This is a genomic window from Halovivax limisalsi (assembly GCF_023093535.1).
Classification (GTDB): domain Archaea; phylum Halobacteriota; class Halobacteria; order Halobacteriales; family Natrialbaceae; genus Halovivax; species Halovivax limisalsi.
In genome coordinates this window covers 2414954-2440360 of record NZ_CP095757.1, presented here as the reverse complement: position 1 = coordinate 2440360, position 25407 = coordinate 2414954, and the positions used below count along the sequence as shown (strand labels likewise).

The 25407-nt window shown below is 65.8% G+C and carries 24 protein-coding genes and 2 tRNA genes; 13 read left to right on the top strand and 13 right to left on the bottom strand.

Translation table 11 applies throughout. The features are described 5' to 3' along the window. Nucleotides 1-201: 201 nt before the first annotated feature. On the bottom strand, nucleotides 202-1053 hold the full coding sequence (locus MXA07_RS11195; protein WP_247728682.1) for a COX15/CtaA family protein: 852 nt from the start codon (nucleotides 1051-1053) through the stop codon (nucleotides 202-204). Between the two features lie 248 nt (nucleotides 1054-1301). Further along, nucleotides 1302-2384, bottom strand: a complete 1083-nt coding sequence (locus MXA07_RS11190) for a glutamate--cysteine ligase (RefSeq protein WP_247728681.1) — start codon at nucleotides 2382-2384, stop codon at nucleotides 1302-1304. A 135-nt stretch (nucleotides 2385-2519) separates the two neighbouring features. On the opposite strand from MXA07_RS11190, the gene MXA07_RS11185 reads away from it, so the two are divergent. Then, the gene (locus MXA07_RS11185; RefSeq protein ID WP_247728680.1) at nucleotides 2520-3998 is read left to right on the top strand and encodes a CoA-acylating methylmalonate-semialdehyde dehydrogenase; all 1479 of its coding nucleotides are present in this window, start codon (nucleotides 2520-2522) and stop codon (nucleotides 3996-3998) included. 99 nt (nucleotides 3999-4097) lie between these two features. On the opposite strand, the gene MXA07_RS11180 is transcribed toward MXA07_RS11185, so the two are convergent. The 3 genes from MXA07_RS11180 to MXA07_RS11170 form a co-directional block, all read right to left on the bottom strand. Then, nucleotides 4098-4736, bottom strand: a complete 639-nt coding sequence (locus MXA07_RS11180) for a fibrillarin-like rRNA/tRNA 2'-O-methyltransferase (protein WP_247728679.1) — start codon at nucleotides 4734-4736, stop codon at nucleotides 4098-4100. After that, a complete protein-coding gene (locus tag MXA07_RS11175; protein WP_247728678.1) occupies nucleotides 4729-5628 on the bottom strand; it encodes an NOP5/NOP56 family protein in 900 nt (299 codons plus the stop codon). The genes MXA07_RS11180 and MXA07_RS11175 overlap by 8 nt, the downstream gene beginning before the upstream one ends. 108 nt (nucleotides 5629-5736) lie before the next feature. Next, entirely contained in the window at nucleotides 5737-6861 is a 1125-nt protein-coding gene (locus MXA07_RS11170; RefSeq protein WP_247728677.1) for a DUF63 family protein, read from the bottom strand. A gap of 253 nt (nucleotides 6862-7114) precedes the next feature. Here MXA07_RS11170 and MXA07_RS11165 point away from each other — a divergent pair, with 253 nt between their 5' ends. Continuing rightward, a complete protein-coding gene (locus MXA07_RS11165) occupies nucleotides 7115-8485 on the top strand; it encodes a hypothetical protein (RefSeq protein ID WP_247728676.1) in 1371 nt (456 codons plus the stop codon). A 50-nt stretch (nucleotides 8486-8535) separates the two neighbouring features. After that, a complete protein-coding gene (locus tag MXA07_RS11160) occupies nucleotides 8536-9819 on the top strand; it encodes a redoxin domain-containing protein (RefSeq protein WP_247728675.1) in 1284 nt (427 codons plus the stop codon). A gap of 172 nt (nucleotides 9820-9991) precedes the next feature. Here the strand turns inward: MXA07_RS11160 and MXA07_RS11155 are convergent, their stop codons facing one another. Beyond that, nucleotides 9992-10795, bottom strand: a complete 804-nt coding sequence (locus MXA07_RS11155) for an inositol monophosphatase family protein (RefSeq protein ID WP_247728674.1) — start codon at nucleotides 10793-10795, stop codon at nucleotides 9992-9994. A 219-nt stretch (nucleotides 10796-11014) separates the two neighbouring features. Continuing rightward, nucleotides 11015-11097: transfer RNA gene (locus MXA07_RS11150), tRNA-Leu, on the bottom strand. A 386-nt stretch (nucleotides 11098-11483) separates the two neighbouring features. Between MXA07_RS11150 and MXA07_RS11145 the strand changes: the two genes are divergently transcribed. From MXA07_RS11145 to MXA07_RS11135, 3 genes are all read left to right on the top strand, one after another. After that, nucleotides 11484-11966 carry a DUF309 domain-containing protein gene (locus MXA07_RS11145; protein ID WP_247728673.1) on the top strand — a complete coding sequence of 161 codons (483 nt, stop codon included), beginning with the start codon at nucleotides 11484-11486 and terminating at the stop codon, nucleotides 11964-11966. 115 nt (nucleotides 11967-12081) lie between these two features. After that, the gene (locus tag MXA07_RS11140; protein WP_247728672.1) at nucleotides 12082-14079 is read left to right on the top strand and encodes an AAA family ATPase; all 1998 of its coding nucleotides are present in this window, start codon (nucleotides 12082-12084) and stop codon (nucleotides 14077-14079) included. 119 nt (nucleotides 14080-14198) lie between these two features. Then, entirely contained in the window at nucleotides 14199-14960 is a 762-nt protein-coding gene (locus MXA07_RS11135; RefSeq protein ID WP_247728671.1) for a ribonuclease H-like domain-containing protein, read from the top strand. A 115-nt stretch (nucleotides 14961-15075) separates the two neighbouring features. On the opposite strand, the gene MXA07_RS11130 is transcribed toward MXA07_RS11135, so the two are convergent. Further along, nucleotides 15076-15354, bottom strand: coding sequence for a HalOD1 output domain-containing protein (locus MXA07_RS11130; RefSeq protein WP_247728670.1), 279 nt, complete (start codon nucleotides 15352-15354; stop codon nucleotides 15076-15078). Between the two features lie 413 nt (nucleotides 15355-15767). Further along, nucleotides 15768-16148 carry a hypothetical protein gene (locus MXA07_RS11125; RefSeq protein ID WP_247728669.1) on the bottom strand — a complete coding sequence of 127 codons (381 nt, stop codon included), beginning with the start codon at nucleotides 16146-16148 and terminating at the stop codon, nucleotides 15768-15770. 171 nt (nucleotides 16149-16319) lie between these two features. On the opposite strand from MXA07_RS11125, the gene mct reads away from it, so the two are divergent. From mct to MXA07_RS11090, 7 genes are all read left to right on the top strand, one after another. Further along, nucleotides 16320-17498: a succinyl-CoA:mesaconate CoA-transferase gene (mct, locus tag MXA07_RS11120; protein ID WP_247728668.1), complete on the top strand. Its 1179-nt coding sequence runs from the start codon at nucleotides 16320-16322 to the stop codon at nucleotides 17496-17498. Nucleotides 17499-17595: 97 nt separating this feature from the next. Then, nucleotides 17596-17916: a DUF5785 family protein gene (locus MXA07_RS11115; protein ID WP_247728667.1), complete on the top strand. Its 321-nt coding sequence runs from the start codon at nucleotides 17596-17598 to the stop codon at nucleotides 17914-17916. Nucleotides 17917-18039: 123 nt separating this feature from the next. Next, nucleotides 18040-18810: a GTP cyclohydrolase III gene (locus tag MXA07_RS11110; RefSeq protein ID WP_247728666.1), complete on the top strand. Its 771-nt coding sequence runs from the start codon at nucleotides 18040-18042 to the stop codon at nucleotides 18808-18810. Between the two features lie 128 nt (nucleotides 18811-18938). Beyond that, nucleotides 18939-19511 carry a CBS domain-containing protein gene (locus MXA07_RS11105; RefSeq protein WP_247728665.1) on the top strand — a complete coding sequence of 191 codons (573 nt, stop codon included), beginning with the start codon at nucleotides 18939-18941 and terminating at the stop codon, nucleotides 19509-19511. A gap of 133 nt (nucleotides 19512-19644) precedes the next feature. Continuing rightward, nucleotides 19645-20856 carry a phosphoglycerate kinase gene (locus MXA07_RS11100; RefSeq protein ID WP_247728664.1) on the top strand — a complete coding sequence of 404 codons (1212 nt, stop codon included), beginning with the start codon at nucleotides 19645-19647 and terminating at the stop codon, nucleotides 20854-20856. Continuing rightward, nucleotides 20831-21337: a GNAT family N-acetyltransferase gene (locus tag MXA07_RS11095; protein ID WP_247728663.1), complete on the top strand. Its 507-nt coding sequence runs from the start codon at nucleotides 20831-20833 to the stop codon at nucleotides 21335-21337. The genes MXA07_RS11100 and MXA07_RS11095 overlap by 26 nt, the downstream gene beginning before the upstream one ends. Before the next feature lie 14 nt (nucleotides 21338-21351). Then, nucleotides 21352-21425: transfer RNA gene (locus MXA07_RS11090), tRNA-Thr, on the top strand. A 130-nt stretch (nucleotides 21426-21555) separates the two neighbouring features. Here the strand turns inward: MXA07_RS11090 and MXA07_RS11085 are convergent. The 4 genes from MXA07_RS11085 to MXA07_RS11070 all read right to left on the bottom strand — a co-directional run bounded on the left by MXA07_RS11085 (nucleotide 21556) and on the right by MXA07_RS11070 (nucleotide 25371). After that, entirely contained in the window at nucleotides 21556-22236 is a 681-nt protein-coding gene (locus MXA07_RS11085; protein ID WP_247731746.1) for a metal-dependent transcriptional regulator, read from the bottom strand. A gap of 83 nt (nucleotides 22237-22319) precedes the next feature. Further along, a complete protein-coding gene (locus tag MXA07_RS11080) occupies nucleotides 22320-23405 on the bottom strand; it encodes a metal ABC transporter permease (RefSeq protein ID WP_425492154.1) in 1086 nt (361 codons plus the stop codon). Continuing rightward, nucleotides 23402-24310, bottom strand: coding sequence for a metal ABC transporter ATP-binding protein (locus tag MXA07_RS11075; protein WP_247728662.1), 909 nt, complete (start codon nucleotides 24308-24310; stop codon nucleotides 23402-23404). Before MXA07_RS11075 ends, MXA07_RS11080 begins: the two co-directional genes overlap by 4 nt. Continuing rightward, the gene (locus MXA07_RS11070; protein ID WP_247728661.1) at nucleotides 24307-25371 is read right to left on the bottom strand and encodes a metal ABC transporter substrate-binding protein; all 1065 of its coding nucleotides are present in this window, start codon (nucleotides 25369-25371) and stop codon (nucleotides 24307-24309) included. Before MXA07_RS11070 ends, MXA07_RS11075 begins: the two co-directional genes overlap by 4 nt. Between the last annotated feature and the right edge of the window lie 36 nt (nucleotides 25372-25407).

Genomic DNA, 25407 nt, shown 5'->3' with positions numbered 1-25407 from the left:
AGTGCGCGGTCGCCGGGTTCGGTGCGACACAAGCCGCGGATACCGCGGGTCGCGGCTCGCAGGATGGTTGGCTCCTCCGGGGTCCTCTGTACCGATCACCTTCTCGAGTTCGCGACGACCGTGGCCCCGACAGCGTCGGCGCTCGTCGAATCCGTACCGCCGGAACGGCGACCACCGCCGGGAGGGAACGGAAAGTGTCGGTCAGCTATCCGGCTTCGCAATCACCGACCGCGCGTCGAAGACGGCTGCTGCGAGGAGGAGTGAAACGCCGACGGAGGTAAGCAGGTAGAGGAGATCGATCCGGGGATCGAACGCCATCACCGTCTCTCGGCTCAGGTAGACGACCAGCAGTGCCAGGACGGGCGCCAGCGAGAGGGCTCGTGCCCGCGCGCCCGAGAGCCGCGCCACCCCGAGGATGCCGGCCAGCAGGCTGGCGAAGACGAGGCCCAGCGAGACGGCGTCGCGGACGGTGTGCATCACGGGCGTGTAGGACTCGATGACGATCGGACTGAAGACGATCTGGACGGGAACGAGTATGGCGGCGAGAACGAGCGATATCGGGAGCAGTCGGGCGTCGAGCCGATCGAGCCAGCTGTAGATCGTCGCGACGGCGAAACAGACGAAGATGACGATCGCCGTCCAGAAGTGAAGGTTGAGGACCGTCATGTCGTAACTGAGGACCGTCTCCCGGCCGAGTAGCACCTGGATCGGCGTCAGGACCATCCCGAGGATCGCCGCCCAGGCGATTCGTCGGGGATACCGGCCGATCCAGGCCAGGAGCGCCGAGCCGACGATGAAGAACCCGGCGACGCCCGCGACGAGGCGGTGGAACCACTCGAAGAAGCTCGGGAATCCAGCCGGGAACAGGTTCAGCAGGCCGCCGTCGCAGAGCGGCCAGTTGGCGTCACAGGCCAGGCCGGCACCGGCGGCACGCGTCGCGACGCCCAGGAGGATGGTTCCGGTGACGAGCACGAGCGTGGTCGCGAGCAGGTGTGGGACGCTGATCCGAGACCGAACCCGTCGCAACGACTGGTGAGCGGTGGAAGACGACACGGGTATGGTTCGGGGTTGGCCGCCGGCGCATTTGAATGGTCCGAGTCATCCCCAGCCCGTGGGAAGCGGCGTGAAGGAGTGGAGAGTCGTCGCCGAGCCGACCACGGTGGATCGACCACGGACCTGGTCCGCCACCGAAATCACGCGGGTGGACGTCGTGGGGTTCGTCCGGGCGGTCAGCAGTTGCGGTTTGGTTCGAACCGGTCGCCCGTCAGGTCGCGTCCGTCGCAGGGGCGAACCGTCGGCGGTCACTCGAGTCGCAACGCGTCACAGAGCGCGTCGGGCCCCGCATCGTCGAGGAGTCGGCGCTGACGCGCCGCGCCACTCTCTCGTTCGTACACCGACCGGATGCCGTCGATCCCGAATCGATCGGACTCCCGGCGGACGATCTCGCCGAGGTCGACCGTCCCCTCGCCGGATCGATCGATGAACGAGGCCTCGTGGCCGTGGCGGATCGCGCGCCACTTGTTCTCGTCGAGCAGTTCCCGACGGAGGTCGCCAGCCGTCGCGGATTCGCCGTCATCGTAGCGCTCGGCCAGGTCGGTGACGAGGGCCTCGGTGTACTCGACGAACGCGTCGACGACGACCGGGTCCGCCTGGCCGTCCGGCGCCCGAATCTCGACGCTGCCGTGGCCCGTGTGGGGTCGCACGTCGTACCAGAGCTCGCCGCGGTCGTCGATCGCACCACTCTCGACCATTCGGCGTTCGAACCGGTCGAAGGCCGCAAAATCGTCGAAGGCGGTGGGCATCCCGGTGTTGGGCAGCCCCTCGAAGATCTTCGCTCGCGCGGAGGCGAGGCCGGTGTCGAACCCGTTCCAGAACGGCGAGTTCGCCGACAGCGCGAGCATCACCGGGACGTACCAGCGAAGCTCGTTCGCGATCCAGATCGCTTTGTCGGCGTCGTCGACGCCGACGTGGACGTGCAGCCCCGCCGTCGTGTTTCGGTGCTGTGGATACTGGATGCGATCGAGCTGTGACCGATACCGGGGTTTCTCGGCGTGTTCGAGTTCGCGCCAGCGCGCCAGCGGGTGCAGGCCGGCGCCGGCGATCCCGAACCCGTGCTCCCGAGCGTACGAGACGAGCGCCTCGCGGACGTCGCGCAGGACGTCGCTCGCGCGCCCGGGACGGTCGATCAGCGGCGTCTGCGTCTCGACGACGCACTTGAACAGCTCGTGATCGAGCCGGCCCTCGAGGAGGTCGGGGGGCGTCGATTCGTACACCAGTTCGTCCGACCCGGCCGTCGGGTGGCCCGACTCGTCGACGACGTAGAACTCCTCTTCGATACCGAGCGTCCCCTGCCGATCGAACGCCGAAGCCGACCCACGATCCATTGGCGGTACATTGCCGGTGGGTCCCTATATAGGGTTTGGACTCGGCAGTCTCGGCGCCGTCGCACTTCAATTTATCGCGGCCGGAACGGCGTCCATCCAGAATCGTTATTGAGCCACGCTGTGTCCTGCGTACACGTGACAGACCACGAAACGATCGCCGGCGACACCGTCACCCACTACGTCGACGGCGAGTGGACGGACGGCGCCGGCGGCGACGGGATGGACGTCGTCGATCCCGCGACCGGCGAGACGCTGGCAGCCGTCGAGTTCGCGACGGCGGACGACGTCGACGAGGCGGTCCGAAACGGCCGGGAGGCGTTCGAGTCGTGGCGCCGCCGGCCGATCGAAGACCGCATCCAGCCGCTGTTCGAACTCAAGGGACTGCTCGAGGATCGGATCGACGAAATCGCTCGCACGCTCGTCCGCGAGCACGGCAAGACGATGGACGAGGCGCGGGGTGAACTCCGGCGGGGAATCGAGAACGTCGAAGTGGCCTGCGGCATGCCGTCGCTCATGCAGGCGGGTCACGTCGAGCACGCGGCCCCGGGGATCGACGAAACCGCCGTGCGAAAGCCGCTCGGGGTCTTCGCGGCGGTCACGCCGTTTAACTTCCCGGGCATGATTCCGCTGTGGTTCCTGCCCTACGCGGTCGCCTCCGGCAACGCCTTCATCCTCAAACCGAGCGAGCGAGATCCGCTCACCGCCGCGACACTGTTCGAACTGATCGACGAGGCGGGCTTCCCGGACGGCGTCGTCCAGCTGGTCAACGGGAGCGTCGACACCGTCGACGCGATGCTCGACCACGACGGAATCGAGGGGATCTCCTTCGTTGGGAGCACCCCGGTCGCGAAGACGATCTACGAGCGCGCCGCCGCCAACGGCAAGCGCGTCCAGGCCCAGGGCGGCGCGAAGAACCACGTGATCGTCTCGGAGACGGCGGATCTCGACTTCGCGGCCGAGAAGACGGTCTCCTCGGCGATGGCCTGCAGCGGCGAACGCTGTCTCGCGAACGACGTCGTCTGCGTCGAATCGAGCGTCTACGAGGAGTTCGTCGAGCGCGTCGTCGACGTCGCCTCGGCCCAGACCGTCGGCTCCGGTCTCGAACCGGGGACCGACATCGGCCCGCTCATCACCGGAGAGCACGAACAGCGGGTCCGCAACTACGTCGAAACCGGCGTTCAGGAGGGCGCCGAACTCGTCCTCGACGGGCGCGACGTCACCGTGGACGGCTACGCGGACGGCAACTTCCTTGGGCCGTGTATCTTCAGAGACGTCACCGCCGACATGGTGATCGCGAGGGAGGAGATCTTCGGCCCGGTTCTCGGAGTAATGCCCGTTTCCGACGTCGAGGAAGGGATCGAGGTCATGAACGGAAGCCGGTTCGGCAACGCCGCGAGCCTCTTTACCGGGAGCGGGGCGGAAGCCCAGCAGTTCCGACGCGAGGGCGAACCGGGAAACCTCGCGGTCAACGCGGGGACGGCGGCGCCGATGGCCTTCTTCCACTTCGGCGGCCGAAACGACTCGTTCTTCGGCGACCTCCACGCCCAGGCCGAGGACGTGGTCCGGTTCTACACCGACGAAACGGTCTACATCGAGCGGTGGCCGGACGCCTGACGGATCGGTGGGAAAGCTCCGACTCGCCACGAACGCTCTCGACAGGAAATCTGGATTCGACGAACGTGCGATTAGACCGTCGTCGTATCGCCGTGGCGCTCACTTCCGCGTCGCCACGACGCCCAGGTGATCCGTGTGGTACTCGTCGAGCCGGCCGGTTTCGAGCACGTCGTAGGCGCTCGCCAGTTCGTCGAGGACGTCGTCGAACACGGACTCCGGATCCGCGGTGACGTCCTCGCTGCGGGCTTTCACCGACAGGAGGAGCCTGCCGTCGTCCGCGAGAAACCGACGGTTCTCGACGGCGACGCGCGCCTGGCCCCGGGTCGCGACGTCCTGGACGAGCAGGTCGAGGTCGGACTCGACGACGTGGGCGTACGTCGCCGGTTTGCGGGCGTCCGCGAGGATGGGGAAGAGCCGCGGTCTGCTCTCGGCGACGTCGAGCAGGTCGCGGGCGGGTCGCGGGGCGAACTCGATCGCGTACGTCGGCCCAGCGACGTCGGCGACGTGGCTCACCGTCGTGCCGCTGGCCGCGCCGAGATAGAGCACCCGGTCGGATTCACCGCCCGAGAACCCGGTGTCGAACCCGAGTTCGAGCATCGCGGCGAGTTTCGACCGGTCGGGATCCCACGCTCGCCACGAGCCGTCGGTCGGTTCGTCGCCGACCGGCTCGCCCTCGGTCGCGAGCCAGTCGCGACCGTCGATCGATCGGCGTTCGACCCCGACAGGTAGCTCATCCATCGGTCTCACCCTGGCTGGATGATTCGGCGGCACCTGCTCCGTCGTCGGTCGCGTCGGTACGCGCCTGGATCGTCTCGATTCGTTCGGCGAGTTCCGCTTCCAGCTCGGGACGGCGGTCGCCGCTGTAGTGGTCGATCCGGGCGGCGATCGAGAGCTTGCCGGCGAGCGCGCGGGCAGCGGAGCCCCGTTCGGCGGGATCAGTACCGCGTACCGCCTCGTGGGTGTAGATGACGCCGTGTTTCGGTGAGGTCGCCCGGCCCCGGAGGTGCGCGAAGAGGGCGTCCTCGGCGCCGAGCACCTGGACGGTTCCGCTGGGTTTCTTCGCGAGCGATTCCAGGCCGCCGGCCAGCGAGACGAGTCGCGCGGCGAGGACGGGTCCGGCCAGCGCGGACAGGTTCGGCGCGACCGCGGGCGCGGTTCGTTCGATCGTCGTTTCGAGCGCGTCGGCCTCGTCGTCGAGGTCGACGACGCGCTCGGCCAGCGATCGGATCGAGCGGTCGGAAACGTCGGTTTCGTCGGCGACGATCTTGCGGGCGTATCCGACGCCAGCTCCAGCGTCCGGGTCGACCGTCCCCGCCCACTCGGCGAGTCGCTCGGCCAGCTCGTTCGCCGTGCGTCGGCAGTCGTCCATCGCCCGAACGGCGTGGGTGAGTTGGGTATCGCCCGCGCGCTCGCGCTCGTCGACGGCGCGACGCGTCGCCTCGATCGTCGACTCGGACAGCCAGTCGTAGTAGGCGTCCTCGTCGGCGACGATCCCAGATTCGACGGCGAGCGCGGGCCACCGATCGGGTTGGTCGGCTCGACCGTCCCTGATCGCCTCGACGGCTGCGTCCGGATCGTCCGGGTCGACGTCGGCGAACCAGCCGCCGGACGACGGCCTCTCTGCTGTCATGCGAGGCCGTTCACAGTCCGTTCCTAAAGGGTTCGCGGTGAGCGTCGGCGATCGGATCGGCGATACGTCCGTCGCCCCGGAATTGCGCGCAGATCGCCGTGCGGGGCGTCACACGCCGAAGGTCGCACGGAGCATGTCGCGCGTGCCGGGACCCAGGCCGACGGCCACGACGGTCAGCATGAGCAGGATTGTAAATCGCGGGCTCTCCTCGAACACCTCGTCGTTGAACGCCCAGATGATGAAGACCGCCGCCCCGACCTTCAGGAGGAGGAACGGCCAGGTGTCGCCGGTCGTCGCTTCGATCGACTGGGGGAGTAGTTCGCCCGTATAGCGCTGGACGGCGGCGTTGATCGGGTGCTTCGGTACGAGGTTAGTGGGGAGGCCGAATGCCGTCGCCCAGTCCAGACCCAGGACGTTGGCGACGCCGTCGACGCTGTGGGCCCAGAGAACGGCGATGCCCATCTTCCGTGTTCCCGCGTTCAACTCGGGGGCAAACCGCTGGATGGCCAGCCAGACCGCGGCCGTGATCGCGCTCGCGAGTCCGAGCGTGACGACGGCGAAGGAGGGGTAAAAGCCGTGTCCGCCGACGGCGGCCCAGGACGCGAGGATCGCGATCGACCCGAGGAGTAACGCCGTTCCCATCCCGGCGAGCGGGTACTCGTAGCGCGAGACGATTCCTCGCCGGTCGAGCCAGACCGCGATCACGACCGCACAGAGGGCGATGAACGCGACCGTGACGTAGATGAACGGGCTAATGATCAGCGCCTGCCAGGGCAGCGAGAGCGCGGCGTCGCCCGTCGCCTCGTTGACGGCCACGTTGGCGTCTTCGACGGCCCGGAACGCGCCGCCGAAGAGCATGAACGGGAACAGTCCCCAGAATCCGGCGCGATAGCGGTCGATATCGAGGCGGTCGATGACGAAGATGAACCCGGTCAACAGGAGTAATAGCGTCGGAATGTACCCCGCGTAGGAGATCGCGGTGTAGCCCGGGCTGGCCGTCGGCCCGGAATCGGGTCCGGCGACCGAGCACGATAGCTGCTCGCCGCCGGCCCACGCCACGCAGTTCATGCCGTTCGCGTCGGCGACCACGGGCCCCCAGAAGTACTGCCACAGGACGTCCACGCCAACCCGTTGCGGGAAGATGGCCACGAGGGCGGCGACGACGGCGACGACGGCGATCACGATCGCCGCCCAGACCCGTTCGGGCCCGTAGCGGTCGACGTACTCGTTCATACGTTTCAGCCGGGAGGCCGCTATGTTATTGATTCCGGTTTCGGACACGAAGGTTCGAACACGGTCCTCGCGCTGCTCGGACGCCGTTCGTCGAGCACAGCCGTCGAGTTCGCCCTGTCTTTACGGTTCTCCAGTCGATCTCGAACGGAATGGACGGGTTATCGCATGGTGAACGGACCTGGCCGGTCTCGGATCACAGGGTTTCTACTATTGTACCAATACAGTATTAATATTGCGTACATCCGTCTGGAATATGCAACGGAGACGGTTCCTCGGTTCGATTGCAGGTGTTGGCGCTGCGGGAATGTTCGGTGGTTGCCTCGGGTTCACCCGTACAGATCCGAAAACGGAGGCTGGGACGACGGAGACGCTTGGAATAAGTGATCCAGCGCAGATAACGTCCGCCACATCATCATTGCCGAAAGCCGTTCACGACTCCGCATCGGAAACGACGTATCTGACGTACGTCGAGCCTGCCGAAGGCGGGGGCAAGGACCTGTTTCTGAAGCGGTCCTCAGACGGTGGCGAGACGTGGAGTGAAGCGACGCGCGTCAACGAGACGGACGGATTTGTCGATTCATCTAAATCGGCGCCCCAGCAATTGGATGTAGCTACTGACGGCACGCTTTGCGTCTCCTGGGATTCGCATTATCCGGAGGCTGAGGAGTACGAATACGGTAAAAGCTCTATCCGATTCGCCCGGTCGACGGACGGTGGCCGAAGTTTCGAGGTTACTACGGTCGGCCCGAAGGTGGATGAGACGCCAGCAACGCGGGACTACCACAATCTGGCCGTCGCACCCGATGGAAAACTGTACGTGGCGACGCTACAGTCTGCCAGTGCAACCAGTTCCGGGCGATCAATACGCGTGATGTGGTCGACGGACGGAGGCCGGTCGTGGACGTCGAGCGCGGGCGATCTTGGTGTCAACGTCGATCCCGATAGTCCTGCCTGTCCGTGTTGCCGACCGGCGTTGGCAGCTGGGTCGGACGGGACGGTGTACGTAAGCTGGCGGAAGGTCTACCCGTCCGATGAGATGGATATTCGAGACCACGTGGTCGCGTATTCCACCGATGGGGGCCGGACGTGGGGAACGCCTGTGAAATTCTACGATCACAACTGGCACTACGATGGGTGTCCCCATTCCGGCCCGGACATCGGATTGGACGGGGACGGGCGTTTGCACGCTACCTGGTTCAGCGGAAGCACGGATGATTACGGCGTTTACTACGGAGTCTCCACGGATCACGGCCGATCATGGCCTGACGATCCGGTGTCCATTTTCACGCCGGAGTACGCGCCGATAACCCAACCAGCGCTGCACGTTGCTCCCAACGGGGATGCCTGGGTCGCATATGAGGGTCTGCTCGGCGAGAATTCTGACAGCCATATGGGTCACACCGGTACAACGAACGAGTCCACGGACCGGGACAATTCGTCCACGAGCCACGGGAGTGGCGGTGGTACAATAGTGCAACTGACCAAAGTGACGTCCGACGGGGGAATAGTCGAGTTCAGTGACGTCGATCTCCACGGTCACAACCCTCACCTCACTTCGGTAACCGATGGAACTGGCATCGTATGGCGTGGGAATGACAAGCGCGGATATTTTTCTACGTTCTAACTCGCTGACCGAAAATCAACTTACTGATCAACAACTCATACGGACGCCATATGAAAAATTTAAAACCAATACTTGGTGTCGTACTGGTCGTAGCGATCGTCGCGAGCGGAATTGGGTTCTATCTCCAGACCTCCGGGACTGATCTGAACAGTAGCGGAGTTGCGATCGGTGAGCCGGCGCCCGACTATAGCGCAGAAACGCTCGACGGTGAAACTGTGCGTCTCTCTCAGTTTGAAGGGGAGAAGGTGGTTATGCTCAATATCTGGGCGACCTGGTGTGACCCATGCCGCGAGGAAATGCCGAAATTACAGCAACTCTATGAACAGTATTCGGATGACGGGCTCGTCGTCGTCGGTGCGAGCATAGACGATACAGGCAGCTCACAGGAAATTAAACAGTTCGTCGATGATACCGGCGTAACGTTCACGACCCTGCACGATCCAAACAGGCGGGTTGTTCGGACGTTCCAGACCATTGGAACGCCGTCAACTGTGCTGATTGACGAAGATGGTACCGTGGTACATCGCTGGATGGGGCAGTTCGACCCGCAGTCCGATCAGGCACAGTCAACTGTCAAGCACGCCCTCGATAGCACGTCTGGGTCGGAAAATACACAAACCAGCAGCGTCTTTCTGATTACCGCGTTCAGCGCCGGAATCCTCGCTGCCTTCTCACCGTGCTTTTTCCCATTGATTCCGCTCTTTCTCTCGTTCATCGGGGGCGTCAGTCACCAGGAAGTGGGGCAGAACGGAACCAATAAGAGAACCGGAAAAGACAGAGTACGCCTCTTTATCAACGCTGTGCTCTTTTGTGTTGGGTTCTCAACTGTATTTGTCTCCCTCGGCCTCGGCGCTAGTGTACTGGGTAACGCGTTCTCGGCATTTAGTGTCTGGCTGGCACGAATCGGCGGGGTAGTCATCATTCTGTTTGGCTTGAACGTGGCTGGTGTGTTGGAAATACAGAAATTACACTCCGAGTGGAAGTTGTTCAACCCTGATTCCGACCAGTCGCAAAGTTACAGCAGATCGTTGCTCGTGGGCGCTGGCTTTGGTGCCGGTTGGACTCCGTGTATCGGGCCGGTACTGGCGGCGATTCTGACGTTGGCTGCCACAGTTTCCGTCGCGGAGGGTGCGTTACTGCTGGTTGTATTCTCGTTCGGATTATCCATTCCGTTCTTGCTCTCAGCAGCACTGGCCGACAGAGTTTCGCTTAGCTCCGAATTGAAGAAAAAGTGGCTGCCGGTGGCCATGAAACTCAACGGAATTTTCCTCATTGCTATCGGCATCTTGCTTCTCACCGGATGGATTGGAAAGATAACAGCCGTGCTCGCGTAACGTGCCGTCTCGACAGTGGTTTTCCGAGATCAACGTATTCGTACAGACGGTTCCGCCAGCGGGCCGCTGTGTTATTGGTTCCGTTTCGGACACGAACGGTGATCACTGACCGCCTCGACGACCGTCGAATGGGCGGGCGCCCCGCTTCTACTCGGACGCTGAGAGTCGGCCGTCAATCTTCGATTGCGCTGGCGGCTGCGAGCGCCGTGCCGTGGATGCGACCGTTCGACGCGACGAGGCCCTCGCTGTCGACCGTCCACGGTTCTCCTTCGAGGTCCGTCACGGTGCCGCCGGCGGTCCGGACGAGTTCGACGCCGGCGACCGTGTCCCAGGGCGCGGCGGCCACGTTGGCGATCATCGCGTCGAGCGCGCCGGTCGCGACCATCGCGAGCTCCGCCTGCGCACAGCCGACGCGACGCATGTCGCCGAATCGGTGGACGATCTCGTCGCAGGCGCGTGCGTACTCGTCGCGGCGGTCCCGGTCCCACCACAGCCCCGGACTGACGGTACAGATCTTCGGATCCGCTCGCTCGCTCACCGTGATGGGATCGCCGTTCAGGCGCGGTTCCTCGCCGCTGACGACGTAGGTATCGTCGAGTACGGGAAAGACGGTGGCGCCCGCAAGCGTCTCATCGCCCGCCACGGCGGCCACGGCCGTGGCGAAGGTCGGCACGCCGCGCACGTAGTTGGCCGTGCCGTCGATCGGGTCGACGATCCAGGTCCGGCCGCTCGCCGGAATCGAGCTCGGAGTGCCGTCCTCCTCGCCGACGATCGCGTCGTCAGGGGCCGCTTCGCGTATCCGACCGACGACGGCGTCCTGGGCCTCCCGGTCGGCCTGCGTCACGACGTCCATCTGGTTCGCCTTCGTTTCGACGGACAACTCCTGGCGGAACGATTCCCGGGCGACGGCGGCCCCGGCCCGCGCCGCCTCGAGGGCAAGGCCTTCGACATCGATGTCATCGCGTGACTCGTCCATGCGTTCCCTGCGTCGCCCGCCGGGTAAGGTGTGGCGGTCGGCAGTACCGTCCCGGATCAATCCGCCGTTGGGGCTATCCATGTCAGACTCGTCCCCCAACGAAACGCCGATAGCACTGTCGTATCGATCGACCGCTTCGTCGAGAGGAATTTGCGAGGGAAGATCGCTTCGTGCCGATCTTCCGCATCTCGCGCGCCGCGGCGGTGCGGCGCACTGCGATGCGAGGGGAGGGGATCGAACCCACGAACGTCTACACGAGCGGATCTTGAGTCCGCCGCCGTTGGCCGCTTGGCTACCCTCGCACGCGGTCCGGACTACGTCGGGTTCGTTTGAATACCCTGCGATTCCGGTCGCGGGCGAGGGAACGAGGCGACTGGCCAGGGGTCCGGACCCAGTAGGCGTTCGATGGGTATCGCGCTACGGGTGACGGAATCGATTCGTTCGCCCTCGGGATCGCCGGACCGTTCGGTCGCAGTTCGGACAGCGAACGCCGCCCCGAATCTGTGCGTACATGCGCCCCCCACAGCGGTCACACCGGCCGCGTGGATACTGCATGCCTCCCGATACGGCACCAGCCCGGGTAAACGACCGGGCACGGATACGCAGGCACCGATTGACCGACGGATTCTGCACGCGGTCGAGCCGCCGCGGCCGCGCCTTTTTCGGTACGCTCACCCTACTTGGGTCCATGGACGAACACACCCGGGCCCCGTCGGAACCGCCCCCGCTGGGCAACCCGACGGGGTGGGATCTTGCCGCACGCCGGTGGGAGCACGCGACGTTGCGGCGGGCGTTGCGCCACGGCGTCGGCCTCTTCAACGACGGCGCGTACCACGAATCGCACGACTGTTTCGAGGACGAGTGGTACAACTACGGCGCCGGAACGACCGAGAGCGCGTTCTGCCACGGGATGGTCCAGATCGCCGCCGGCGTGTACAAGCGGGTGGACTTCGGGTCGGACGCTGGATTGTTCCGACTCTTCGAAACCGCACTTCGGTACCTGGCCGACGTCCCGCCCGATTTCTACGGGCTCGACGTCGACGACGTGCGGACGACCGCCGAGCGGGCGCTGTCGGAGCCGGCCGTCGTCGACGACTGGCGACTCACGCTCGACGGCCATCGCCCGAGGGCGACCGAGGCGGGGTACGTCTACGCCGAATCGCTCGAGTGAGAACCGATCGTCGGCGAGCCGAGGCGCCTTCGAAGGCCACCTCGACCGTCGATTCGAGCGCTGAAACGGGACGAACCTCTATATGTCGAACCTTCGACCTCCGTACCTAGTACCTATGGAAGTCGACGTGCAGATCCTCGGCGGCGTGGCCGTCACCGTATTGCTCGCGCTCCTGTTTTTCGCGACGGTCGTTCTCTGGGATATCTCCCTGGCGCTGCGCGGCGTCGGTGACAAGATCGACAAACTCGAGGACACCCTCGACGACGACATCACGGACCTCACCCACACGGTCGACGGAACGGCGGGCGGCGGGACGCAACTACACCTGAACGGGGGCGGGACGACGATCGGGTCCGGGCCCGATGCCGGCCAGGTTGCGACGGCCGCCGGCCCGCACACGGCGGCGACCGGAGCCGGCGCGACGCGGACGGAACCGTCCACCGCAAGCGACCACCCCGCGGGTGGTCACGCCGCCGACGCCGCCACCGAACCCGCCGATTCCGCTACCGACGGGGTCGAATCAAGCGACGAGACGGCGGCTGATCCAGCGGAGACGCAGGTGGAGGAGGGCGAATCGGATGCACCGCCACAGCCCTCGCGCGCCTCGCTCGGGGCCGACCCGACCCCCGTCCGCGGCCCGAACGCCCCCGACCGACGGCCCGACGAGTCCGGCGCGACCACCGCCGACGAAGCGTCGGCAGCCGACCCGGCCGAAGCCCCGAACCGAGGCCGATTCGTCACGTCGCCGGATCGGACCCCGTGGTACGCGACCCCGCTCGACCGGGAGACGATCGCGGCGAACCAGTCCGTGATCGCCGGTGCCCTCGAATCCGGATCGCCCGATGCGTCGGCGGAGGAAGACGGAGACGATTCAACGGTGACGGCCGAACAGGAACCGATCGTCCTCGGGGGAACGACGACGCCAGCGGCCGACGATGCTGACGACCCGGACACAGACGACGGGGTCGTCACCACGGATCCAGTCGGGGATGCCGACTCGGTCGCGCAGGCAGATGCAGCCGAAGGGGCTGGCGCCGGGGACGCGGACGCCGACGAGGAAGGAACCACCGCCGAGGAGGCAGACTCGTCGGCGGACGCGGGCGACTCGCTCCTCGATCGCGGCTCGCTCTCCACGGACGTCGACGAGGAGGCGGCGTCCATCTTCGACGTGGTGACCGAAGACGAACTCGAAGCGGTGGCACGGACGACCGACGGCGAGGAGCCGGTCGACGATCGAACGGCGGCCGAACTGTTCGAAGCGCTCCTCGAGGATCTCGGACTGCTGGAATTGCGCACGCGCCTCGACGAGGAGCGCCAGACGCGGACGGACGAAGCCGACGCGGCAACCGCGAACGCATCCGCCGCCGACGAAGACGATACCGATCGTGACGCGCCCGCCGCGTCGACCGCCGAGCCGAGTGGGCCGAATTCGTCGGACAGCGAACTGACCGCAGGCGATCCGGATCGTGATGCTGACGAGTCGGACGTTCAGGCAGAGCCGTCGGCCGAGTCGACGGACGCGACGGAGCGGGCGGACGGATCGGAACTCGATCACGAGTCAGACGACCCAGACCGCGAATCGACCGACGACCCCGATTCCGACCCAGTCGACGAACGGGACGCGGATGGCGAGGGTGACGCGTCCGCCCTCGAGACGGCGAACGACGAGGTCGATCCGGACGCCGACGTCACCGAGGCGTCGGTCGACGGATCGACGGAGGGGATCGAGTACACGTTCGAGGAGTTCTCGCCGGAGGATACGCGATCGGCCGAGATATCCGTCGACGACGCCGTCGAACGGGTCAACGACGAGGCGCCGTCGCTCTCTCGTTCGACCCGCAGACTCACCGCGAAGGCGACCGCGGACGACGACGGCGTGACGCTCACGTACGAACTCGACGACGAGGCCACCGATTCGACGAATCGGTTGCTCCGATACCAGCTCGAGCAGTTCGCCGACCAGGCCGCCGGCGAGGTCGACGTCTCCGTCTCCGGGAATCGGGTGGTCGTCGACATTCCGGACGCCGACGGGTCGACCGTCTCGCAGTGGCGTCGAGCCATCGTCGAGGTGATCGACCGCACGTACTACCTCTCGGACAACACCGAGGAGTGACGGAGACGGATACCTCTCGGACAACACCGAGGAGTACCGGAGCGGATCGCCGAGCCAGTATCGGAAGTATCGGAACCCGAACCCGAGCGCTTTTCTCGATTCGGCGCCCCTGAGCACCCGTGCGAATCGAGAACAGTTTCATTCCCGTCTACGGGGTCGGGGAAGCCACGGAACGGCAACTCTGGACGGACGGCATCACGCACTGGGACGAGTTCAGCGCCGACGCCGTCGGTCCGAAGACGGCCGCGCGCATCGAATCGTTCATCGACGATGCGCGGAAGCACCTCTCGCGGAACGAGTTCGAATTTTTCGCGGAGGAGGTGCCGCCTCGCTACCAGTGGCGGCTCTTCGAAAACGCCGGCGACGAGGCTTGCTATCTGGATATCGAAACCACGGGGCTCTCGCGGGATCGCCACGACGTCACGACGGTCACGATCCACCGGGCCGGCGAAACGACGACGCTGGTCCGTGGGACGGATCTGGACGCGGCGACGCTCCGGGCCGAACTCGACGACGTTCCGCTGCTCGTGACGTTCAACGGTCGGCGATTCGACGTTCCGTTTCTGGAGTCGTCGTTCGACGTCGAACTATCCGCGCCGCACCTCGATCTGTACTACCCCTGCCGGTCGCTCGACCTCACGGGCGGCCTCGACGGCGTCGAGTCGGCGCTCGGGATCGAGCGCGACCTCCCGGACCTCTCCGGACGGGATGCGGTCAGGTTATGGCGCGCGTACGAGGCCGGTGACGACGAGGCGCTCGAGACGTTGATCCGCTACAATCGGGCCGACACGGAGAACCTGGCCACGATCGCCTCCCACGTGACTTCGCGCATGCACCGGACGGTCTTCGAAGCCGTGTGTGCCGGCGAGGAAACCGACTGACCGGGCCGATCACACGGTCGAACGGCCCGATGTCTCGCTACGCCCGGCTACAGCGTGTCGTCCAGACGCGAGTCCGGTCGCTGTCGACGTGCCGATGATCGGTCGCCGTCTCCGGTTACCGCGACTCCGAGACGGTCACGTCGTCGGGTCCGGTGACGGTGAGCTCGTATCCGCAAAAGACGAGTGAAACCGCGATATCGGCCGCCGCATCCCCGGTCGGTCGATCCCGAAAGAGTGCGTCGAGCGCTTCTGGATCGCAGACGTCGAACAGCGCCTCGTACTCCGGTGGGTTGAGGTCAACCGGGTCGACGTCTTCGCGTGCCGCGACGGCCTCGATTATCGCCAGACTGACCGATTCGTCCGTCGGAATCGATCGATCCCCTTCGAGCAACATTGCGTTGACGAAGTCAACAATCACTCATAAAACCACCGAGTTTCTGCCTGAATATCACCAGTTTATAGGTTTCGATGCTTGAATGTCTACATAACTTGGGAGCCGTGCTCCGTGATCGACGGCCGGGTCTCATCGTCCGCCCGCGCGAGGTCGCCGCCGTGGATCCGAACTGTCGGCCCGCCGTGGCGTCGCTCCACGTCGTCCTCGCCGACCGTGCTCCATCGTTCCCGCGTGGACTTGCCTCGTACGTCCGCGTGGACTGGGCTCGCTCCCGCGTGGACTCGTCTGGCACGTGATTCCGCGGACCGACACTCACCGTTCTGAGTTCTACGACGTTTTCCGGCGCGTCGCGAGCCCGTCGATGCGTCCGTCCCCGATTGGGTTTTCACCGGGTCGGTGCCCCCGGTACCGAGTTATCGGAATTCGGCGGCCGCCGGGGTGGTCGATGGAGGCACCGACTCGCACGAAACGAGCGCGTCGAAGTGTTCGTCACACAGGAGAAGCGACGTCTCCGCGCGATCGTACGTCACGGTTGACTCGATGACGCCGTCCGAGACGGTGGTCTCGGGGAGCCATCGCGGAAACGAAACGTGTGGATCGCGATTACAGCCGCGACAGTGGCAGGCGGATATCGATCGCTCTCGAGCCGACTCGGTCCAGTCGGAGAGGTGATCGAGTTCGCAGTTCCGACAGAGTGAGCCCACGATGGTGTCGGCGACGAGATCGAGAACGACGCGGTTGTAGCCTGCGGCGGCGTCGCAGCGGAGGCATCGCCGCTCGGGTTCGGACGGCATGTGTGATACTCAACTCGAACCGTCGTTCTCGGCTACTCGTTGTAAATCTATCGACTCCTAGTTGACCGGAAATTACCGGGCCGCTCGCGGACCGCCGGAACAGCGTGCCGCGCCCGTTCCCGTCCGCCCGGGTAGTAAGGATTAACCCGGTTATACCGCAAGGGCACTCGTATGGGCGCACTCTCGGACCTCCGCGTGCTCGATCTCACGCAGGTGCTGGCCGGTCCGTACTGTACGATGCTTCTCGCAGATATGGGGGCCGACGTCGTGAAAGTCGAACGTCCCGGCGGCGACCTGATCCGCTCGAGCCCGCCCCACCTCGAGAATCCGGACGCCGAACCGTACGGGGGTTACTTTCAGAGCGTCAATCGCGGCAAGCGGAGCATCGAACTAGATCTGAGCGGGGCGGCCGACCGCGAGACGTTCCTCGACCTGGTCGAGACCGCCGACGTCGTCGTCGAGAACTACCGCGCGGGGACGATGGAGTCGTTCGACCTGGGCTACGAGACGCTCAGAGCGCGCAATCCCGAGCTGATCTACGCGTCAATCCGGGGCTTCGGCGACCCGCGGACCGGCGAGACGGACCGGCAGGGCAACCCGGCCTTCGACATCATCGCCCAGGCCCTGGGCGGAGTGATGGAGATCACCGGTGCCGCGGACGGCCCGCCGATGAAGGTCGGGCCCGGCATCGGCGACCTCTTCACGGGGACGCTCAACTGCATCGGCATCCTCGGCGCGATCCACCACCGAGAGCGGACCGGCGAGGGGCAGTTCGTCGACACGGCCATGTACGACTCGATGATCAGCATGACCGAGCGGGCCATCTACCTCCAGTCCTACGAGGGCGAACCGCCCTCGAGGCGGGGCAACTCCCACCCGACGCTCTTTCCGTACAACGCCTTCGCCGTCGCGGACGGCTACGTCGTCGTCGCCGCCTTCGGGACGAACCACTGGCGGGCACTCTGTGCTGCCATCGACCGACCGGATCTGGCCGAGGCCTATCCCCAACCCGCGGACCGCGTGGCGAATCGAGAGTCCCTCCGCGCCGTCGTCGCCGACTGGATGGCCGACCGCACGATCGACGAAGTTCTGGATCGACTGGAGGGCGAGGTCCCCGTCGCTCCGGTCCACGACACCGAGGACATCTTCGCCGACGAGCACGTCCACCGGCGGGAGATGCTCTACGACGTCGACCAACCGGGGACCGACGAGACCGTCGAGATCGCCGGGAGCGCGATCAAGATGACCGAGACGAACCCGCAACCGCGCGGACGGGCCCCGTTGCTCGACGAACACCGCGCGGAACTCCTCGCGGAACTCGCCGCACAGGAGGAAGCCCTCGACGAGTGAGAGACCACCGGGTGAGCGGTGATCGACGAGCGGGGACGCTGGCCGATCGGCCCGCGCGGAAGACAACGTTTTTGCGATCGCCGCCGAGAATCCCGGTATGGACTGGCCGCACGATCCCGACGGCGAGGAGGGAAGCGAGGGGCGTCGAAAGTACGACATGGCCGTCATCGCGAAGAAGGTCGACGAGGACGAGGATTTCCCGCTCGAACGCGACGCGTTCGTCGACGAGTACGGTGACGACCCGATTCGCATCAATCACCGACGCGTCGTCTCGCTCGCGGACATCTTCGAGTACGTCGAACCGGCGGAGTTCGAAACGATCGTCGACCTCCACAAGGCGGTCGGCGACGCCATGCGGGCCGGTGACTTCTGGGAGTACCACCCGGCCGGTTCGAATCCCGAGCGAAAGTCTGCCTGAGCTGACCCCACGCTATTCGAGTGGCCTTCGGGTTCTCTCCGTCCCCTCGCCCGTCAGTGTCGCTCCGTAACGAAATTGGATTGCGTATCACTTATACGAACCCAGTGGATCTGTTCAGCTATCGTGACGAACACGCAGGTTTCGCTCCTCCAGATCGACAACTACGGCCCGTGGACGGTCACGCCGGAACCCCGGCGGGAAGCAGACCTCCAGACGTTACAATCGCGCCTCTACGCGGACGTCTCGCAGTTCGTCGGCGCGAGGGACGGCTACGTCTTCTTCACGCGATTCGACAACATGATCGCGGTGACGAACGGCCTCGACATCGCGGACCACCGACTCCTGCAGGAGTCGGTCGCGAATCGCTACCCCGTCACGCTCAGTCTCGGCGTGGCGACCGGGACGACGCCCGTCCTCGCGCTCGAAGACGCGACGGAGTTACTCCAGGACGCCGGCAGCGCGCAGGACGATAGCCGACGAGAGATCCTCGGCGGCCGTCCCATCGAGGCCCAGCACGCGACGGCCGACGACGTCCAGATCGCTCACTTCGACGTCGTCGACGCGACGTCCGAGTACACGGACGCGCTCAACGCCTACGACAGCTTCGTCGAGATCGAACAGACCTACGCCGCGTTAATGAGCCACATGCGCTCGCGCCACGACAGCCTCTCGTTCTTCGTCGGTGGCGACAACATCATCGCGGTCTGTCCCTCCCTCGATCGGGGGGCCTACTCCGAGGCGATCGACCACGTCGAAACGAGCGTCGACGTCGACGTTCGCGTCGGCGTCGGCCGCGGTGAGAGCGCACACGCCGCGGGGATGGACGCCAAACACGCGCTCGAACGCTGTCGAGCGGACGGGCACCGCGTCGATCTCGCCTGGGAATCGACCTGATCGACCTGCGACGCGACTCGCTAATCGGCTCCAGTTCCGACCGACGGAGGAGTCCGAAAATCTACACAGCGCGCGGGCAAAAACGTACCGGAGGTAGGTTTTAGGGCGCCTGTGTGTTAGAAACTTGCATGGAACCGGACCTGTCGGTCAGGGACGTCCTGACGAAGGACTACGTCGGCGTGAGCGAGTCCGACAGTGTACTCGGCGCCGTCGAACTGATGCGAGACGAACGAACCGGCTCGGTCCTGGTCGTTCGCGGCCGAGAGCCCGTTGGGATCATGACCGAGTGGGACGTACTCGGGGTCGTGGCCGGGCAACGAGAGCCGGCCGAGGTCACGATCGAGGAGGTCATGTCGGCTCCCGTCATCTCGATCGAGCCGGATCGGTCGCTCTCGGACGCCGCGGACATCATGGCCAGGGACAACATCCGCAACCTGGTCGTCGAGGACGCGGACGGCGTCGTCGGCATCCTCACCCAGCGCGACGTGATCGCCGCGGCCGGCGCCTTCCCCGGCACGACGACGTCCGAGCGCGAGGACTTCGAGCTCGCCTCGAGCGCCCCGATCGACGCGGAGCAACCCCGGACGAACGGCGGCTCCGAGTACGCCGAGCAGAGCATCTGCGAGGTCTGTGGCACGCTCGCGGACACGCTCGCCGAATCCAACGGACAGCTCGTCTGCGCCGACTGCCGATCGATGTGACGGCCGCCGTCCGATCTGTCGATCGACGTGACGGGGCCGGACCGACGATCGACCCACGTACCGACGACGCCGCGTTGCACCAGCGTCGAACCGATGGAAAGACCTTTCGGGGTCGCCAGTGGACTCTCGCCTGATGATCGAGACGCTCGACGATCTGGACGCACGCGGGACCGTCGTCGGGGTGCGCGTCGACGTCAACAGTCCCGTCGAGGACGAGACCCTGCTCGACGACTCCCGTCTCCAGGCGCACGTGCCCACGCTCGAAACCCTGCTTGACCGCGGGGCCCGGGTCGCCGTGCTCGCCCACCAGGGCCGACCCGGTGGTGACGACTTCGCGACGCTGTCGGCCCACGCGGACTGGTACGACGACGCGCTCTCCTTTCCCGTCTCCTACGTCGACGAAACCCACGGACGGACCGCTCGCGAGGCGATCGAAGCCCTCGCGGACGGCGAGTGTCTCTTCCTCGAAAACACCCGCTTCTACAGCGAGGAGTACATGGAGTTCGACCCCGAGCGCGCGGCGGAGACCCACCTCGTCTCGCGACTCGCGCCGGTCCTCGACGTCTACGTCAACGACGCCTTCGCCGCTTCCCATCGGTCCCAGCCCTCGCTCGTCGGCTTTCCCGCCGTCCTTCCGAGTTACGCCGGGCACGTCCTGGAACGCGAGCTGGCGGCGCTGGGCGACGTCGAATCGACGGCCCGGCCGCGAACGTACGCGCTCGGCGGGGCCAAAGTCTCCGGCGCGCTCGACGTCGCCGAACGGGTCCTCGAGGACGGTCTGGCCGATACGGTGCTCGCGAGCGGGCTCGTCGGCAACGTCTTCCTGAGTGCCAGCGGCGTCAACCTCGGCGACGCGAGTTCGAACGTCATCTACGAGCGCGGGTTCTTCGACGAGATCGATCGCGCGGCCGACCTGCTGGAGGCCTACGGCGACCGCATCGAATTCCCCCGAGACGTCGCCGTCGAACGCGACGGCGAGCGGGTCGAGCTCGACCGATCGGACCTGCCGGCCGACGACGATCTCGCGATGGACGTCGGCTCGCGGACGATCGAGGCCTACACCGACGTCTTCGCCGACTCGGAGACGGTCATCCTCAACGGGCCGGCAGGCGTCTACGAGAACGCCGCCTTCGAACGGGGAACGCGCGAACTCTTCGAGGCGGCGACGGCCGTCCCGACGAGCATCGTCGGCGGCGGCGACACCGCCTCGGCGCTTCGCCAACTCGGCGTCGACGGCTTCTCCCACGTCAGTACCGGCGGCGGAGCGGCGCTGACCCTCCTGACCGGCGATCCACTACCCGCCGTCGAGGCCCTCGAGGATGCCCCCGTCAGATCTACGCATTGAGCCCGCGACGGGCGCCGATCTCGATCGCCTCGTCGAGTGCTGGCTCTCGCTCGCGGCCGAGCAGCGCGACCACGGCTCGCACCTCGACGTCGAGTCGAACCGATCGACGATCCGCGACGTCATCGCCGCCCACCAGGTCGCGGACTGCCTCCTCGTCGCCAGGTTGGACGACGAGATAGTCGGCTTCGCGAGTTTCGCAGTCGAATCCGGGACCTTCGAACTGTCGGTCACCCGCGGCACGCTCTCGAATCTCTGGGTCGAACCCGCCCATCGCGACCGCGGCATCGGAACGACGCTGCTCTCGGCCGTCGAATCGGAACTGGCCGACCGCGGCGTCGAGATCTGCCAGATCGACGTCATGGCGTCGAACGATTCGGCCCGGCGGTTTTACCGACGCGCGGGCTACGACCCGCACCGCCTGACGGTGACCCGGCGCCTCGACGAACCGGGTGAAAACGAAACACAGTCAAGGGTCGACTGACAACCGAACACTGCGCCAGGGGAGCATGGGCGGTTCATGCACTCGACTTGTAATCGAGACTTCGTGGGTTCAAATCCCACCCCTGGCTTGCGAGATTCGAACGGAGTGAGAATCTCGGCAATCCGAACGGTGAGCGGAGCGAACCACGAGGCACGGTGGCCCGAACAATTCGCGATCGGCGCGAGTCACGGGTGGCCTTCTCGGAAGCGTGATCGAACTTACGTCTCGGTTCCGTCCGCGGCGGCCGCCGGCACGACTTCGATCAACCGGGCGATCTCCGTCGGGAGGCTCTGCTCACCCGCCGGCGTCTCGACGGTTATCATCCCGAACGGCGCGACGCGGACGACCGCGAGTTCGACCGCCGGACGAATGCCGACATCGGCGAGGTATCGAAGGTCCGCGTCGTCCTGGTCGTGGATTCGGTGGACGGTCACGTGTTCGTCCTCCTCGGCCTCAGCGAGGCGGATGGTTTCACGCCCTTCGGGAACGGACAGGTCGGCGTCGGGGATCGGGTCGCCGTGGGGATCGACCGGCGGGTTTCCCAGCGTTTCGGCGATGCGGTCGGTCAGTTCCTCGGACACGTAGTGTTCGAGTCTGTCGGCCTCGCGGTGGACGTCGGCCCAGTCGTAATCGAACCGTTCGGTCAAAAATGTCTCGAGGATGCGGTGGTGTCGGAGGACCTCGAGGGCGACGAGTTCGCCCTCCTCGGTGAGCGTCACCCCTTTGTACTCCTTGCGGTCGATGAGATCCCGCTCTTCGAGCGTTTTCAGCGTGGCGGAGACGGTCGGCGCGGTGACCTCGAGGTCGTCGGCGAGGGCCGAGGTCGATACCCGTCCGTCGCCGTCCTCCTCGTGGACGTAGATCGCCTTGATATAGTCCTCCATGACCGCGCTCAGCATTCGTGTCGATTCGTCCGACTTGCGTTCCCCGTCGTTTCTGGCGGGGTCGCCGTCCGGCGAGTCGCCATCGCTGGCTGCGACCATCAGTCGTCACCCCGTCCCGCGCTCGCATCCGCGCTCTCGGTCTCGATGCTACCCATGCTGGGCGTGACCTGTTCACCGCGGGCGGACTGCACTTTGCCCAGCCCGACGGCGCAGATGTAGATTCCGACGGCCACGAGGACGATGACGCCGCCGGCCGTGACGCCGCCGTAGAAGGCGACGCCGATGCCCAGCAACACCGCCAGTTCGGCGAGTACGACCGAGAGAACGAGCGACTCGGAGAAACTTCGGGACACCTGCGTCGCACCCGCGACCGGAACGACGAGCATCGCCGCGACGAGGATGACGCCCATGATCTGCATCGCTCCGACGACGACCATCGCCGTCAACACGACCATCACCCGATTGTACCAGTTGACGGGGATGCCGGAGACTGCGGCTGCCGTTTCGTCGAACGTAACGTACAGGAGCTGGTTGCGTGTCAGGGCCACGGTCCCGACGATGACGGCAAACAGCACCAGGAGGATCGCGGCGCTCTGAGGCGAGACCGTCGACAGGTTCCCGAAGAGAAACTGGTTGACGCCGACGGCGAGCCCGCCCGCGTTGAGGCTGATGAGCGTCGTCCCCAGCGCGAATCCCGTCGAGAGAACGATGGCCATCGAGACGTCGTTGTAGGCGTCCGTGACCTCGGAGATGAGTTCGATGAATAGCGCGGCGATCATCGCCACGACGACGGCGGTGAGATACGGCGAGACCCCGAGGTCGAGGACGGCGTTCAGGAACAGGCCGACGGCCACCCCCGCGAACGCGGTGTGTGCGAGCGCGTCGCCGATGAGCGCGAGCTGTCGGTGGACGAGGAACGTCCCGATGAGCGGGGCCATCACGCCGACGCAGAGCCCGACGAGTATCGCCCGGTGCATGAACCGGTAGCGCGGGTTCAGCATCTCCAGGCCCGTGACGTAGTACACCCAGTCCATCAGCCAGTACCACTGCGCCAGGACCCACATGAGAAACTCGAAGACGAAGTCGCCGATTGCGCCGAGACCGCCCAGTAGCGAGAGGAGCAGCGACGGGTCCACCGAGGTGATCCCGCCTCCCGCGAGGACGACTGCCGGACCCACGCTCATCCGCCCACCCCCGTGAGAAATCGCGCCTCCGTCCCGAACGCCCGGGCCAGCGCGTCGCTCTCCACGAACTCGTCGGTCGGTCCGTCGAAATAGATCTCGCGGTTCAGACAGACGACGCGGTCGGCGTGCTCGACGACCGCCCCGAGGTCGTGCTCGATGAGGACGACGGTGATGCCATCGGCGTTGAGCGCCGCAAGCAGGTCGTAGAAGGCGTCGACCGATTCGGCGTCGACCCCCACGGTCGGCTCGTCCAGCACGAGCAGGTCGGCCTCGCTCGCCAGCGCCCGCGCGATGAACGCGCGCTGGCGTTGCCCACCCGAGAGCTGCGTGACGCGCCGGTCGGCGAACGCACTCATCCCGACGGTCGCGAGTGCGTCGTCGACGATCGCCCAGTCCGACGCGGAAAGTCGTCCGAAGACGGCATCGAGGGCGCCGCTGGAGGTCCCGAGCGGGTCCTCGCGCACTGCGTCGACGAGCGTCTGGTCTTCGTCGATCAGTCGATCGAATCCGACGTGGGCGAACCGACCCATCTTCACCACCTCGCGGACGGTGATGGGCATCGCTTTCGCGGCGCTGGCCTGCTGGGCGACGTGGCCGATCCGCTCGCCGTCGTCGAACCGGTCGGCACGTTCGTCGAACAGGCGAGCCCTGCCCGTATCGGGCTCGAGCAGGCCGAGCATCAGCTGCATCAGTGTCGACTTCCCCGAACCGTTCGGCCCCACGATGGCGACGTACTCACCCGGATCGATGGTCAGCGAGACGTCCTCGACGACGGGCGTCGCCGTGTAGCCGAACGTGACGTCCGCGAGGTCGATGACCGGTTCGTTCGTCGTGGCGTCCGTCTCGGTTGCCGGCCGCTCGTCTGTGCCACCCGCCGTCGCGGAATCGGTGTCCTGTGTGCTCATATCGGTTCGAAGTTGCGCCACTGTTCGACCCAGCCCTCCGACGGAGCCGCGTCCTCTGGCGTCTCGTTGCCGAGGACGATCTCGAACGTGGGCATGTTGATGTTGTACGCGATCTCCTCGTAGCCCCAGTTCTCCTCGACCCACTCCTCGCGAACGCCGGCGTACGGCGTCACGGGGAAGTACGCGTCCACGGCCGTCTCGCGGACGAGCTGCTGAGCCGGTCGTTGGGACTCGAAGACGCCGTTCGCGATGTACCGGATGTCGTTCTCGCGGATAACCCGTTCCGCTTCGCGGATGTCCGCGGGCTTGACGTCGCCGCTCGCCGCCAGGTTCGTCACGAGCGGCCGCATCTGCACGCCGTATCGGACGCCGATGTACTGGAAGGCGTTGTGCGCGGCCAGCTGGACGATGTCGCGCTGCGCCCGGTCGAAGATGGCCCGATACTCCGCGTGGATACGTTCGAGGACCTCGGATTTGTACGTCTCGGCGTTCTCGCGAAACGCGTCGGCGTATTCGGGGGCTATTTCGACGAACCCCTCGGCGATGTTGTCGACGGACCGCATCGCGCGAAGCGGATCCAGCCAGAAGTGCGGATCCTTCCCTCGCTCGGCGCCGACGCCCTCCTCCTCGCGGTCGAGTGACGCAGCGAGGTCCTCTAGTTCGATTCCCTCCCTGACGTTGATGAGTGCCGTCTCGATGCCGTCGCCGGTGATCGTCTGGATGGCGCGGTCGGCCCAGGGCTGGAAGTCTTCTCCGACGTGGATGAAGGCGTCCGCCTCGGTGATGTCCTGGATGATACTGGCGTTTGGCTCCCAGCCGTGGCCGTGGAGGCCCGTCGGGACGAGGTTGCGCACCGTCAGCGGCGTCCCGTCGGCGATCTTCCGGCCGAAGTCGAAGAAGCTGAAGAACGAGGCCACAGCAACCGGATCGCCGCCGTTTCCGTCGCTCTCTGCTCGCCCGGGTGCGCTCGGCAGCGCAGTGCATCCCGCCAGTCCCGCAAGCATCGCCGCACCGCTGAGCCGTAGCGTGTTCCGCCGCGAAACCGACCCTTCGTCGGCCATATCACGTATCATAGCTGTTGTCGAATATTTATATTA